This window comes from Mesorhizobium sp. M5C.F.Ca.IN.020.29.1.1, assembly GCF_003997375.1.
GTDB classification, from domain to species: Bacteria; Pseudomonadota; Alphaproteobacteria; order Rhizobiales; family Rhizobiaceae; genus Mesorhizobium; species Mesorhizobium wenxiniae.
Genome location: NZ_RZSW01000134.1, coordinates 1 through 12,482 on the forward strand (window position 1 = coordinate 1; position 12,482 = coordinate 12,482).

General features: G+C 63.1%; 14 protein-coding genes. 7 read left to right on the forward strand and 7 right to left on the reverse strand.

Going from position 1 to position 12,482, the window contains the following annotated elements; translation table 11 throughout:
• Positions 1–67 precede the first annotated feature (67 nt).
• Positions 68–370 carry a hypothetical protein gene (locus EOA85_RS13405; RefSeq protein WP_127209761.1) on the reverse strand — a complete coding sequence of 101 codons (303 nt, stop codon included), beginning with the start codon at positions 368–370 and terminating at the stop codon, positions 68–70.
• A gap of 217 nt (positions 371–587) precedes the next feature.
• Between EOA85_RS13405 and EOA85_RS13410 the strand changes: the two genes are divergently transcribed.
• From EOA85_RS13410 to dinB, 3 genes are all read left to right on the forward strand, one after another.
• Positions 588–956 carry a hypothetical protein gene (locus EOA85_RS13410; RefSeq protein ID WP_029351180.1) on the forward strand — a complete coding sequence of 123 codons (369 nt, stop codon included), beginning with the start codon at positions 588–590 and terminating at the stop codon, positions 954–956.
• An 82-nt stretch (positions 957–1,038) separates the two neighbouring features.
• A complete protein-coding gene (locus EOA85_RS13415; RefSeq protein ID WP_127209753.1) occupies positions 1,039–1,497 on the forward strand; it encodes a GNAT family N-acetyltransferase in 459 nt (152 codons plus the stop codon).
• A 335-nt stretch (positions 1,498–1,832) separates the two neighbouring features.
• Complete coding sequence (dinB, locus tag EOA85_RS13420) at positions 1,833–3,074, forward strand: DNA polymerase IV (RefSeq protein ID WP_127209754.1); 1,242 nt, start codon at positions 1,833–1,835, stop codon at positions 3,072–3,074.
• A gap of 134 nt (positions 3,075–3,208) precedes the next feature.
• On the opposite strand, the gene EOA85_RS13425 is transcribed toward dinB, so the two are convergent.
• From EOA85_RS13425 to EOA85_RS13435, 3 genes are all read right to left on the reverse strand, one after another.
• Entirely contained in the window at positions 3,209–4,729 is a 1,521-nt protein-coding gene (locus EOA85_RS13425) for an FAD-dependent oxidoreductase (protein WP_127209755.1), read from the reverse strand.
• 94 nt (positions 4,730–4,823) lie between these two features.
• A complete protein-coding gene (locus tag EOA85_RS13430; RefSeq protein WP_127209756.1) occupies positions 4,824–5,702 on the reverse strand; it encodes a DUF2182 domain-containing protein in 879 nt (292 codons plus the stop codon).
• A gap of 8 nt (positions 5,703–5,710) precedes the next feature.
• Entirely contained in the window at positions 5,711–6,343 is a 633-nt protein-coding gene (locus EOA85_RS13435; RefSeq protein ID WP_029351172.1) for a DUF1326 domain-containing protein, read from the reverse strand.
• 538 nt (positions 6,344–6,881) lie between these two features.
• On the opposite strand from EOA85_RS13435, the gene EOA85_RS13440 reads away from it, so the two are divergent.
• Complete coding sequence (locus tag EOA85_RS13440; RefSeq protein ID WP_127209757.1) at positions 6,882–8,039, forward strand: sulfite oxidase; 1,158 nt, start codon at positions 6,882–6,884, stop codon at positions 8,037–8,039.
• Between the two features lie 159 nt (positions 8,040–8,198).
• Here EOA85_RS13440 and EOA85_RS13445 read toward each other — a convergent pair whose 3' ends face one another.
• The 3 genes from EOA85_RS13445 to EOA85_RS13455 all read right to left on the reverse strand — a co-directional run bounded on the left by EOA85_RS13445 (position 8,199) and on the right by EOA85_RS13455 (position 10,760).
• Complete coding sequence (locus EOA85_RS13445; RefSeq protein WP_127209758.1) at positions 8,199–9,089, reverse strand: sigma-70 family RNA polymerase sigma factor; 891 nt, start codon at positions 9,087–9,089, stop codon at positions 8,199–8,201.
• A gap of 29 nt (positions 9,090–9,118) precedes the next feature.
• Positions 9,119–9,430, reverse strand: a complete 312-nt coding sequence (locus EOA85_RS13450) for a hypothetical protein (RefSeq protein ID WP_065008630.1) — start codon at positions 9,428–9,430, stop codon at positions 9,119–9,121.
• 454 nt (positions 9,431–9,884) lie between these two features.
• Complete coding sequence (locus EOA85_RS13455) at positions 9,885–10,760, reverse strand: NmrA family NAD(P)-binding protein (protein WP_065008629.1); 876 nt, start codon at positions 10,758–10,760, stop codon at positions 9,885–9,887.
• Positions 10,761–10,851: 91 nt separating this feature from the next.
• Here EOA85_RS13455 and EOA85_RS13460 point away from each other — a divergent pair, with 91 nt between their 5' ends.
• The 3 genes from EOA85_RS13460 to EOA85_RS13470 all read left to right on the forward strand — a co-directional run bounded on the left by EOA85_RS13460 (position 10,852) and on the right by EOA85_RS13470 (position 12,480).
• Positions 10,852–11,817 (forward strand): LysR family transcriptional regulator, encoded by a 966-nt coding sequence (locus EOA85_RS13460; RefSeq protein ID WP_127209762.1) that lies wholly within the window; start codon positions 10,852–10,854, stop codon positions 11,815–11,817.
• Between the two features lie 62 nt (positions 11,818–11,879).
• On the forward strand, positions 11,880–12,125 hold the full coding sequence (locus EOA85_RS13465) for a hypothetical protein (RefSeq protein ID WP_127209759.1): 246 nt from the start codon (positions 11,880–11,882) through the stop codon (positions 12,123–12,125).
• 133 nt (positions 12,126–12,258) lie between these two features.
• Complete coding sequence (locus EOA85_RS13470) at positions 12,259–12,480, forward strand: hypothetical protein (protein ID WP_127209760.1); 222 nt, start codon at positions 12,259–12,261, stop codon at positions 12,478–12,480.
• Positions 12,481–12,482 lie beyond the last annotated feature (2 nt).

Consider the following 12,482-nt stretch of genomic DNA (forward strand, 5'->3'; position numbering starts at 1 on the left):
GTATTAGGGGTGGCGGGTTCGCGCGCTCGCTTCTCCCCCTGTGGGAGAAGGTGGATCGGCGCGCCACTCAAGCCCGCCTGGATCTCTCCAGCGGAACCTCGCGCTCGCTGAGCATCCGCGCCTCGGCGCGGCGCCGCTGCTGCTCGTCGACGAATGCCGCCTGGATCACGACCGCTGCGCCCGGCAGGCCATCGGCGCGGCAGGCCGAGCAAATGAGGCGCCCCGAAAGGGACGCCAGCGGCGTCTGCGCAGTTACCCCGAAGCGCCTGAGCTCAGCCGGCTTCCACCATCTGTTGCGGCCGCAATCGATACACTCGACCGCAATCGAGACAACCTCGGTGAGCGTCGCTTCCTTGCCCGGCAATGCCATTGTTCCTGATGCCTCATGTTCCTGTTTTGTTCGCAACATTATGGGTTTTTTCCGAAGAGTCGAGTCGGATCTGCCCAACCCTGCGTAAAAGTTTAACTTGCGCATATTTTTGAGTTATGCTTGTGTACGATATACCGATGATTAGTTAGCGCCGTGGACGTACGCATGGGCGGCAAGACCGGGCACCCGTCGCGGCCGCTCAGCCAAGGGAACCAGGATGGACGCCCTCTCCGCTCAATTCGCCCGTGATTGCGGCTATACCGGCGACAGCCCGGCCATGCTGGCAGCCTTCGCCGCCATCCGCCTCGACGGCATAGGCAAGGCCCGCCTGGGCCATGACCAGCGCAAGGCGGTGGTCGACCGGCTGAAGCACGGCGAGGCCTTGTTCCTGGCGGCGATCCGCCCGGCGCAGTCGGCCGAGGAGGCGCTCGAGGACGCCGCCCGCTTCATTGCGCTGTTCCGCAACATGCCGCGCTGGCGCCAGGAAAGACGCGGCGCCGATCTCGCCCGCGCCAGGCAGCAGCGGCTCCTGGCGCGCTTCTTCCGCCGCTATGGCCACCGCCTCTGGGCACGGCAGGCCGCGTAAGCCGGAGGTCGTCGACGCCATCGGCCGCGAATGGCTGGACCGCACTTGCCGTCGCCAAGCCCGCGCCGTATGTCGTCCCTCGATGAGCGAAATTGATTTCCGTCGCGCGCAAGCGCCCGATCTGCCGGCGATTGTCGCATTGCTAGCCGACGATGCGCTTGGCGCTGGTCGGGAAGACGCGTCGACGCCGCTCGCCCCCTCCTATCTCGATGCCTTCAGGGCAATCGATGCCGATCCCAACCAGTTGCTGGCGGTGGCCGTCGAAGCCGGGCAAGTGGTTGGAACCCTGCAGCTCAGCTTCATTCCGGGCATTTCGAGGAAAGGCGCCTGGCGCGGGCAAATCGAAGGCGTTCGCGTTGCCCGGCACCGCCGGTCCGGCGGCGTCGGCAAACGCATGATCGAATGGGCGGTTGAAGAGTGCCGCTCGCGCAACTGCAGCTTCGTTCAGCTCACGACCGACAAGAGTCGACAAGAGGCGCACGCTTTCTACGAGCGCCTCGGTTTCATCGCCAGCCATCTCGGCTACAAGATGGGGTTGTAGCGCTCGATCGGCTGATTGCCGAGTCGGCGCCGCCCCTCATCCGCCTGCCGGCACCTTCTCCCCGCATGGTGACGGGGCGAAGGGGGCTGTCCGCAACATCGCCAGTTCCTGCAACGTTGGTGATTAGCGAAACCATCGACAAGAGCGTCCTTCTCCCGTCCCTACAGGGAGACGTGCCTAGCAGGGCGATGAGGGCCAGCGCAAACCTGAAGCGATTGTCTTGCACCTGCCGTCCACGCTCCTTGACAATCCACGTACAATGTTCTCTCTATGTTCCAAACCAAACCACCCTCGAGACAATGCGGCGTTCGAACCTCCGCGGGCGAACGGGCCGGATGGAAGCCAACATCCTCCACGCTGATCTGGACGCCTTTTATGCCTCGGTCGAACAATTGCTCGACCCGGCCCTGCGCGGCAAGCCGATCGCCGTCGGCGGCGGCGTCGTGCTGGCCGCGTCCTACGAGGCCAAGGCCTTCGGCGTACGTGGCGGCATGCCGGGGCGGCGGGCGCGGGAACTGTGCCCCGGTCTGATTTTCGTGGGCGGTCATTTCAAGGACTACCAGCGGCTCGGCGACGCGGCCATCAAAGTGCTTGGCGATTTCACGCCGGTGGTCGAGCGGATTTCCATCGACGAGGCCTTCGCAGACGTCACCGGCTGCACCCGTCTGTTCGGCCCGCCGGCCGAGATTGCCACAACCATCCGCCGCCGCGTGCGCGCCGAACTCGGCCTGCCGATCTCGGTTGGCGTGGCGCGCACCAAGCATCTGGCCAAGATCGCCTCGCAAGTGGCCAAGCCCGACGGGCTGGTGGTGGTCGATCCGCGCCACGAGCTCGAGTTCCTGCACGATCTGCCGGTTGAGCTGATGTGGGGCGTCGGTCCGGTCACTAGGGAGCGGCTGGCCGGCATCGGCGTCAACACCATCGGCGAGCTGGCGAAGACCAACGGTGGGTCGCTGGAGCGCCTGCTCGGCCCGGCGGCGGGCGCAAAGCTCAACGCGCTGGCCTGGAACCGCGATCCGCGCAAGCTCGAGACGCAGCGCCGGGCGCGATCGGCCGGCGCGCAGTCGGCGCTCGGCAGGAGACCGGCCGAGGAGGAAGTCTTCGTGCCGACCCTGCTGCATCTGGCCGACAGGGTCGCCACCAGGCTGCGGGCGAAATCGCGGCCCGGCCGTACGGTGACGGTCCGTGTCCGCTTCGCCGACCTGCGCTCGGTGACGCGCTCGATCACGCTCGATCAGCCGATTTCGGCAACCGCGATGCTGGCCGAGGTCGCCGAGGCGCTGGTGCGCAAGGTGCTTGTCGATCATCCGCACGAAAAGACCATTTCGCTGCTGGCGATCGCCGTCTCGCATCTGGAAAAGCAACCGGGCCTACAGCTGGAACTGCCGCTCGGCCTCGATGACGATCGCCACCGCCCCGGCACAAGGAAGGGCGTGGCGCGCTGGACGGCCGACCGCGCCGTCGATAAGATCCGCGACCGCTTCGGCTGGGAGGCGGTCGGCTATGCCTCGGTCGCGCTCGGACTGTCGCGGTCGATTCCCGATGCCTTTCGCGAGCTGGCCGAAAAGGAGTTGTGAGCCGGTTTGGCCGGACCGATGCGATGCAGAAATTCCACTTCGCGCCCTCTTGAGCGTTCGCCATTGGCGCCGCGCAGGACCACTTGAGCGCAAGCGTCCCAGTCAGGCGAGGCGAATATTCGTCTCGAAGAGGGCTAGTCAAGCGAAGCCAGGGGCGACACGGCCGGTCCGTTCAAAGCCGTGCCGTCGATAGCAAAATGCGAGCCGTGGCAGGGGCAGTCCCAGCAGCGCTCGAGGGAATTCCAATGGACATGGCAGCCGATATGCGTGCATGCGGCCGAGCGCTTGTAGAGCGTGCCGTCGTCATCGCGAAACGCGGCGATTTTGGTGAGCCCTTCGCGGACGATGGCACCTTCTCCCGGTCGCAGCTTGTCGACGGAATCGATTTCGCCAGGCGCGATATACTCGGCAAAACTCTTGAGCGCTGTCGCATTCTCCGACAGATAATCGCCGATCGCGCCTGCCGTCTTGCGAGACGGCTCGTAAAGTTCGCGCCAGCGGCTTTCCCCCTTCAGAATCAGGTCGGAAATCAACAGGCCGGCGACGACGCCATGGGTAATGCCCTGGCCGGAATCCCCAGTCGCCACAAAGACGCGACGGTTGCCAGGATTGCGGCCGATGAACCCCGCATAATCGACGGTCTCCATCACCTGCCCGGACCACCGGTTGGTTTCCACGCCGACATCGGGCACCAGCCTTTTGGTCCAGGCCGCCAGGGCCGCGAAGCGATCACCGGCATCATCGGCCTGCCCTGTTTTGTGGTCTTCACCTCCAACGATCAGGAAGTCGGTCCGATCTTCGCCAGGCTGAAGCCGAACGTAGTGGTAAGGGTCTTCAGTATCCCAATACAGGGCATCCGGTATGGTATCGCGCGCGATCTCGAACGACATCGCGTAGGTCCGATACGGCGCTTGCTTGGTATGGAGGGCGACCCGATCGTTGATCGGCGAGTTGGTGGCGACAACGGCCGATTTGGCGGACACGGTAAAGCCTGAAACCGTGGTTGCGCGCACGCCGCGGTCAGTCTCCTCGACCTTTTCGACAACGGTATCGGCATAAAGCGCGCCGCCGCGCGAGCGGATGCCTACGGCCAGCCCGCGGAGATATTTGAGCGGGTGGAAGGTCGCCTGATTGGCGTATCGAAGGGCCTGCGCATCCGAAAAGCCTGCAAGCGGCACACCCCTGATCTTCTCGACGTCGACACCGATTTTCAGACCGGCGTCCAGCTGGCGCTTGATGTCGGATTGCTGCCTGCCGGAAGCCGGAAAGAGAAAGCCGTCGAGGCGTCGGAAATCGCACGCGATACTCTCGCTCTCCTGGATTGATTGGATACGGTCGATAGCGGCCGACTGGCTTTGGTAATACATCCGCGCCAGCTCCTCACCGCGCAATTTGGTCAGTTCCGAAAAGTAGTCGTCGCAAACGGATGACAGGTGCGCGGTAGTGCGAGCCGTCATGCCGCTTCCGATCCGGCCGCGATCGAGGACCGCCACCTTTTGCCCGGCGACGGCCAGTTCGTACGCGACCGACAGTCCGGCAATTCCAGACCCGACGACCACGACATCGACCTGTTCGCTCTGCCCGAGCGCGACCGCGTCGGGCGCTACTTCGGTCGCCGCCCAGAGGGATACAGTCCTTTCGTCGCTGACATTCATTGGCGGAACCTCCCATCCCCAACATTCGGGTAAACGGATGCGAGGAGTCAAAGTTCCTCACGCCTTTGAATGCCGACAAAGGCGGCCCTGGTCGTCAGACCAAAAGCGTTGCGCTGCCCCAGGCGATCAGGGCGATGCCGGCTGCCCGGCCAACCCACTGGCCGGCAGGAAACAGCTTTTCAGCCAGCACCAGAATAGCGAGCCCGGCAACCCACACCAGATTCATGATGCCGCCCACGAACAACAACGCCATCAGCATCCAGCAGCATCCGACACAAAACGCCCCGTGCAACGCGCCCAAACGCAGCGCGCCAACTGCGTGGGGACGCCAATGTCGGGCAAGGAACGCGGTCGGTGCCCGGCAATGCGACAGGCAGGCGTTCTTGAGCGGCAAGAGCTGATACAGGCCCGCGGCGATCAGGACGATGCCGGAAAGCCAGCGACTCTGCGAACTCATCATCGTCGCGGAAACGAACGCCTCGCGTTCGAGCAGCCAATGCAACGCGGTGGCCACGACGGCAAACCCCAGCCAAACCAGGAGGTAGCCTGCCATAAATACGCCGGTGGGCGCGAGCTTGTCCTGGATCTGACCCTGTGCGAGCGCATGGCGATGCACGCGCGCATAGAGCAGAATAGTCGGCGCCGCACTCGGGGACATCATGGCAACCATCATGACCCACCACATGGCGATCATCAGTGCCCAGATCGCCGGCCCCCAGGCCCGCGGTTCGGCTGCCATCGTCATCGCGCTCATGTCCATGCCGGGCATATCCATCCCAGACATATCGGAGGTCAGGTCGGCAGTTTGCTGGTGGGGGAATAGCGCGAGCCTCGTCATCTCCCACGCATTCATGCCGAGCCCTGCACCCGCGACGATATAAAGCCAGGCCAGCAGGCACAGCGTTACCACGCCCGCAATCGTGATGACGCGGTCGCGTCTGAGCAGCCGTTCCAGCGGCGACCCGCCGTCCATGTGGCGCCTCAGGCCCGCACCACCCCGTGATTGTTGAGATGCAGCCGGGCGAACTGGCCGTAACTGTCCTTCATGTTCACCTGAACCGGCCCGCTGGTTGTGCTCGAAGCGCTGCCGATCTCCGCGACTGCATATTCGAAGCCGTTCGGCAGCACGATCTGAGCGCGCGAGTCCGCGCCCGTCACCTTGTTGCGGATCGGTTCGCCGACGGTTTCGATGTAGTCCTTGACGAAGATGCGGCCCCTGCGGCCGTCGATATCGAGGTCGAGATCGATCTTGGTGAAAACCGGCTCATTCATTTTTGTTACGGTTGAGGCGTAGACGGCGAACATCGTCGCGAACGGGTCGGTGTCCTGGCCGGTCATGATGCGCAGCAGCGCTTGACGCTGCCGGTCGGTTGCATTCTCGTCGACGAAGGCGATGGCTTCGCCATTGCCTTCGTGGATCGCGCCAGGCCATTTGAAGATCGCGGCGATCCGAAGGCCGTCGAGAGCGGTCTCGCCATGATGACCTTCGTCGATCTGGATGCCCGCCACCGCATGGCAATGGCCTTTGTCGGGCAGCGCATTGAATTGACAGTTGCAGCCATATTCGCAGGTACAATTGACGAGTTCGCGTCCCTTGATTTCCCAAGACGTCATGCTGTCCTCCCTGATATCGAAATATTAGACCATCAACATACACCTGCGCCGGCCGCACCGCCATCCTGTCGCGCCATGGAAGACGGCAGCCCATCCCGCCTTCTCGCTGAATAATTGGTGAACGTGCGCCTTGGAGATCGTGAGGCCGACATCGGAACGGCAGAAATGCGATCGGACCGGGCCTTTTCGACCGCACCCGCGAAGGTCCGAAAACGACCCCGAAAGCGGTCGTTTCCGATAGCAACCCGAGCAGCAAACGATTTTGGCAGGACTGGAAAAATCGGTCTCGAATGCTGCAATCATCATCATGTCCCGTCCAGGTTGTGGACACGTCCTTCTCAAAGGCGCACTCTTAGCGTGCGAAACGCGAGCTGGTGTTTCGTCCAATGCTTCACATGCTTGACTTGCGTCGGGTGATTGTCTGACCTGTCCCGGATACTTCCGGGTCGGCAGACTTCACATTGTGTCGCCTATCCGTGATCAGGCTACGGCCTAAGGCACGTTACAGCCCGTTCCGGATCAATTGGGAGGTAACAACATGCCTGATTTTCAGCGCAGAGAACTCCTTGTTCAAGGAAGCGCGGCTCTTGCCGCAATTGCTGCTCTCTATACCTCGCGTCGGGCTTACGCTTTTCCAACACGGCCGAGCGAGGAAGTTATTCCGTGGCTGGATCAGCCGACCGAAAATCCCGATCCGGTCGGTATCCAGAAGCAGCTTGTCTGGGAGGATTTGGATAGCTGGATAATTCCAAACGACAAGTTCTTCAGCATCTCGCATTTCAATCGACCAACGATCGACGAGAAGACATGGTCGATGGAGATCGGAGGCCTGGTGAAGAAGCCTTTAAAATTGACGCTCGCCGACATCAGGGCGCGACCGCGGCAAGAGGTCGTTTTCACAGTGGAATGCTCGGGCAACCACGGGTTTCCCTTTTTCACTGGCGGCATCGGCAATGCGCGCTGGGCTGGGACGCCGCTCGCCCCGATCCTCGAGGAGGCCGGCGTTCTGGAAAATGGCATCGAGGTTGTCTTTTTCGGCACTGACAAAGGCGAGGTCGCAATACGCGATATCAAGATGCAGCAGAACTTCGCTCGCAGCATGTCGCTCGCCGACGCGATGAACCGCGACAATCTGCTCTGCTATGAAATGAACGGAGCTGCCTTGCCGGCGCCCAATGGTTTTCCGCTGCGGCTGATTGCTCCGGGCTGGTACGGGATTGCCAACGTCAAGTGGCTGGAGCGCATCGAGGTTCGCGACACCCGCTTCATGAACCTTCTGATGGCCCGTGACTATGTCACCATCCGGGAGGAAGAGCACAACGGCGAGAGCGTGTGGACCGAGAACTCGGTTGGCCGAGCGCTGATAAAGTCCGCGCCTGCGAAGGTTACCCGGAAAGACTCGGACTACCGCGTGATTGGGGCAGCCTGGGGGGCGCCGATCGAGCGGGTCGAAGTGCAAATCGATCAAGGGCCTTGGGCACCAGCGACCATTGACCAGAGTGAGGAGGCCGAGCACGCCTGGAAGATCTGGTCCCTGGACTGGGCAAGTCCCGCTCCTGGAGAACACACGGTGACCTCGCGCGCGGTCAGCACCACGGGACAAGTTCAACCGGCAATGGACGATCCCTTGATTGCCAAGAAACACACATACTGGGAAAGCAATGGCCAGGTGACGCGCCGCGTGCGTGTCGACTAGAGCATTTTGCAGCCAAATGGGATCATTTGGCGTCGGCATAAACGCCGCAAAACATATAGTTAGAGCGAGTTACCGGTTCCAAGAGAACCGGAACCGCTCTAGACACGTTGCACCGGCACCGACTCCATATCGAGCGGACAGGTGTGGGTCGTAGATTCCTCACCCGTCCACGATGCTGATCTCCGCATCGACCAGGCACCAGGGTGCGTAGCGGAAATCGCGGATCTGGACGACCCGCTCGTCCTGCCATTCGACCAGCATGAAGCCGCTCACGGCGCCGTCCGGCTCCTGCGGGTTGCGGATCAGGATCGCCGGCCTTCCATCGACGAAGCCCAGCGACAGCGCCCAGTCGCTGATGCGGTCGTAATTGCCGAAATAGGTCGACACTTCGGCCTTGCCGCGCAGGCGGAGGCGGCTGACGAGTTCGAGCTGGATATCCTCGGCGATCAGCGCCCTGACAGCGTCGAAGTCGCGCGCGTTGAACAGATCGACATAGCGGCGCAGCCGCCGCTCGTCATCGGCGCCGAGCTTAGGCGCGGCGACGTGTTCGGGCTCGGCTGCCAGCAGGCGCAGCTGTGCCCGCCCGCGATGCAGCGCCGCCTTGGTGGCGGCGAGCGTGGCGCCGGTCACCTCGCAGGTCTCGTGCAGGGAAAGGCCGAGCACGTCGACCAGGATCACGGCGCTGCGCTGCGCCACCGAAAGCTGCATGAAGCTGCGCAAGCCGGTCGCCGCGGCGATCCTGCTGTCGGCGCTGCCGGAAGGATCCTCGATGGTGGTCATGTCGGTCTCGCTCATGCGCGACCTTTCCCGATGGCGCCGGCGCAGATGGTCTTGCGCGGCATTATGGGCGATGCGAAACAGCCATTGCTCGGGCCGCTCGACCGCCATGCTGCCGTCGACCGCCTGCAGCGCCTTCAGCAGCGTCTCCTGCACGATGTCCTCGCCGTCGATCACCGAGCCGGCCATTCGGGCGCAGTAGCGGTGCAGTTTGGGGTGTAGCTCGGCGAGCATCGCCTCCAGCGCCGGCCGATCGAATTTCCGTGAGATCATGGCGTTCTTTCGGCCCTGGCGCGGTCGCTCTATCCGGCTTTGCCGTCCTCAAGCACATGGTAGTTGCCGATGATTTTGGCAGGCGATCGCTTTACCGGGGTCGAACGTCGCTCCGCATGATTCTGCGTGAACGCCTCGAAGGCCGCAAGCCCGGTCAACGCGGATGGTTCATTTCCCTCGCCGACGACGTGGATGAACTCGCCGTCGTCCAGTTCGAGCACCAGATAGCGCACGCTCTGCGGCGCCGTCTCATCCAGCGCCTCGAACACCTTTGCAACCAGCGCGCGGTTCTCTTCCAGCCCGGTGTCTTTCACGCTGTAGCGAATGAGTTTGTAGGCCATGGTTCGTCTCCTGATTGGTTGGTCTCAGCAGAAGACGACCGGAGTTACCGAAAAGATTCTCGGCTCAGCATAATTCTTTTCGGCCGCCCGCGTCGTTCTTGCCTGTGGGCGGAATCAAGGCAGAAGAGAACCGATCAATGCTCGTACCAGTTGCCGTTATTCCACCAGGACCGCGCCAGGGCATCCTAGACCGGGCATTTCGCCTGCCAGGTCGCGGCCAACGAGAAGATGGGCGACGGCGGCTGGCGCTGGATCGAGCTGCTGCGATTTCGTCGAACACCCGGCCGGCGACCTACCGAATGCTTGCCAGGTTCGAGGGGCCGAGTGTGAGCGTCATAACCCCGTTCCGCCGCGGGTGCCGATCACGATGCGACGGTCGGGTTCCTGCAACTGTGACAGTGCGAGTCGGCCGGGGCCGGAAGTCCTCCTGCCATCACAAGGTTCGCATGAATGGTTAAGCGGCAACGCGCAGCTTCGTCACGATACGCTCGACCGCGGCTGTCAGCGATGTCGTGCCACGCCAACGTTCGGTTCCGGCCTGGCGCGTGAAGCGGCCGTTTGCAATGCCTTCGTACATGCCGAGCAGGGCGGCGGTAACCTCCGCGGAGAGCCCCGCCTCGGCCAGGACCGCTTCGCGCTGCTCCGGCGGCACGAGCACTGGCTCGACCGGACGGCCGAGAACCTTCGCAAAGGCAACCGCCACATCGCTGGCGCTCCAGTCTTCGGGCCCGGCCAGTTCCACGATGCGCGTTCCAGCCCAGTTCTGGGACATCAGCCGGGCGGCAGCGCGCCCGACATCGGTCGTGCTGACCATGGGAATTTTCCGGTCCGGTTCCAGAAACGACGGGAGCACGCCTTCCGAAACGCAAGCCTCAGCGACTTCCGACCAAGTTTCGACAAAATAGCCCGAGCGCAGAAAGGCCGTGGCGGGCGCGGTGCCGGCTAGCATCGCCTCGACCTGATGCAAGGTGGCAATGACCCCGGTGCCCGTCTCATGCTGCGCGCCAATCGACGATAGGATAACGCTCCTGGACAGATCGGCGCGGCGGACCGCCTGGGCAAGTGCTGCGCCGATCTCCGCTGTCTGTCCAAACGGATCGCCGGCGACGGGCGGGGGGTTGAGGAGAAACGCCGCCGTGGCGCCCTTCAAAGCGGCGGAAACCTGCTCTGCGTTATCAAGGCTGGCGAGGGCGACTTCGGCACCGAGCGCCGCCCACGCTTTGCCCTGTTCCCGACGGCGCACGACCACGCGCACGGGCTCACCGTTCGCCATCAGCGCACGCGCCGTTTCCCCGCCGGCCCGCCCATTTGCTCCAAAAACCACATGCATGATCTGTTCTCCTCGGGTGTTCGCGATTGATGAGAACCTCAGATTACGGAATGGCTATGCATGCGACAAATGCATGTATTATATAGCCGGCATGCACGAAGTGAATTTGCGTCGCGTCGACCTGAACCTGCTGGTGGTGCTCGAGGCGCTGCTTGACGAAAGAAGCGTCACGCGGGCCGCCGTCCGTCTCAGTATGAGCCAGCCGGCGGTGAGCCGTGCGCTGTCGCGGCTAAGAAAGCTGTTCGCGGATGCCCTTCTGGTGGAAGGGCGGACAGGTTACGTGCTCACTGCCCGCGCCGACGAGATTCGGCCGGCGCTGCGCAGCACCCTGGCGGACATCGCTACGATGCTGGGGGCGAATCCGTTCGACCCGGCAACGGCAACCGGTCATGTGCGGCTGCTGATGATGGATCTTGAGACTACCGCGTTGGCGCCTCATCTGCTTGCTCGTCTCACCGTCGAGGCGCCGGCGCTCGACCTGGACATTCTGCCGCCCAGCGCAACGGCGATCGAAGCACTGGAGGAGGACGCCGTGGACGCACTCGTCGGCGTGATCGACGATGCGCCCGCGGGCATCCGCCGGCGCGGCCTCTATCAAGACCGCTTTGTCACCCTGATGCGCGCCGGGCATCCCTCAGCGAACCATGAGCTTACGCTCGACCGATTTGTTGAATTGGGTCATATCGTGGTGAGCGTCACCGGCGTTGGACCAGCGTTCGTCGACGTGGCGCTCGCTGGTGTGGGCCGCCGACGACGGGTGAGCGTGCGCGTACCGAGCTTCCTTGCAGCAGTGGAAATCGCTGCCCAGTCCGACCTGATCATGACGCTGCCGTCGAGCCTGGCGCAGATGGTGGGCGGACGTTTTGTCTCGCTGCCCCCGCCGCTTGATCTCGGCAGCTTCACCATGAGCCTTCTCTGGCACGCGCGCCACCAGGACGAACCTCGGCACGTCTGGTTGCGGCATAGCATCGCCGCCGCTGCAACAGCGCTGAGCGCGCCCGGCGCATCCATCGCCGAAGGCAGCGTTCGTCCGCAGCCTGCGGGCAGTGCTCCTTGAGGAAGTGGATGATGCTGAGGCCAACGGAAACGAGCCAGTCGATGTGATCGTTGGTGCCTGTCATGTTCGCCGTGAGCATGATCGGCATCCGCACTCGCCAATCCGATATTGGCAGCCGCAGCCGCCGGCATGGGCTCGAACAGCTCGTCTTCCAGAGCTGCCGTGAGCTTTTTCGCTTCGCAGACCGGCAGGTTTTCTTCGACGGCGACGGCAATGTTCGGCGTGCAGCTTGTGACCGATCCACCGCGCCTGCCACCCTCCTGCGGTTAGCCTGCCGGATCGGCCGGCTGGCCCGTATTATTTCGTGACCGTGTTGCGCTGGAACCTTCCCTCGCACCACGCGTTCGGGGCGCTGTATTCGCGATGCCTTATATTTAGGCAAGGCGACGGCGAATACCGGCGGGGAGGCAAAAAGCATGGGTTGGGGAGGAGCATATTGTCATGTCGAACCGTGAAATTGGAACGTCGCACACATTGGGGCTGCGTGTCGCTGACCTCAAAGCCAGGATGCAAAGCGCCCGAATTACCGGGCACGAGATGAAAACCTTTCAGAAGGTCGCCGCCGTCATGGGAGGAGGTGAAGGCTCCCTGCGGCTCGATGCCGACGACCTGATTGCCGCGTCTTTCGTCGTCGAGACGCTGGACGACCCCAGGCCGAATTGACG

Excerpts from the sequence above, each read along its gene's own strand:
- EOA85_RS13405 (WP_127209761.1), bottom strand. The coding sequence starts at position 370 with ATGGCATTGCCGGGCAAGGAAGCGACGCTCACCGAGGTTGTCTCGATT.
- EOA85_RS13410 (WP_029351180.1), top strand. The coding sequence starts at position 588 with ATGGACGCCCTCTCCGCTCAATTCGCCCGTGATTGCGGCTATACCGGC.
- EOA85_RS13415 (WP_127209753.1), top strand. The coding sequence starts at position 1,039 with ATGAGCGAAATTGATTTCCGTCGCGCGCAAGCGCCCGATCTGCCGGCG.
- dinB (WP_127209754.1), top strand. The coding sequence starts at position 1,833 with ATGGAAGCCAACATCCTCCACGCTGATCTGGACGCCTTTTATGCCTCG.
- EOA85_RS13425 (WP_127209755.1), bottom strand. The coding sequence starts at position 4,729 with ATGAATGTCAGCGACGAAAGGACTGTATCCCTCTGGGCGGCGACCGAA.
- EOA85_RS13430 (WP_127209756.1), bottom strand. The coding sequence starts at position 5,702 with ATGGACGGCGGGTCGCCGCTGGAACGGCTGCTCAGACGCGACCGCGTC.
- EOA85_RS13435 (WP_029351172.1), bottom strand. The coding sequence starts at position 6,343 with ATGACGTCTTGGGAAATCAAGGGACGCGAACTCGTCAATTGTACCTGC.
- EOA85_RS13440 (WP_127209757.1), top strand. The coding sequence starts at position 6,882 with ATGCCTGATTTTCAGCGCAGAGAACTCCTTGTTCAAGGAAGCGCGGCT.
- EOA85_RS13445 (WP_127209758.1), bottom strand. The coding sequence starts at position 9,089 with ATGATCTCACGGAAATTCGATCGGCCGGCGCTGGAGGCGATGCTCGCC.
- EOA85_RS13450 (WP_065008630.1), bottom strand. The coding sequence starts at position 9,430 with ATGGCCTACAAACTCATTCGCTACAGCGTGAAAGACACCGGGCTGGAA.
- EOA85_RS13455 (WP_065008629.1), bottom strand. The coding sequence starts at position 10,760 with ATGCATGTGGTTTTTGGAGCAAATGGGCGGGCCGGCGGGGAAACGGCG.
- EOA85_RS13460 (WP_127209762.1), top strand. The coding sequence starts at position 10,852 with ATGCACGAAGTGAATTTGCGTCGCGTCGACCTGAACCTGCTGGTGGTG.
- EOA85_RS13465 (WP_127209759.1), top strand. The coding sequence starts at position 11,880 with ATGTTCGCCGTGAGCATGATCGGCATCCGCACTCGCCAATCCGATATT.
- EOA85_RS13470 (WP_127209760.1), top strand. The coding sequence starts at position 12,259 with ATGTCGAACCGTGAAATTGGAACGTCGCACACATTGGGGCTGCGTGTC.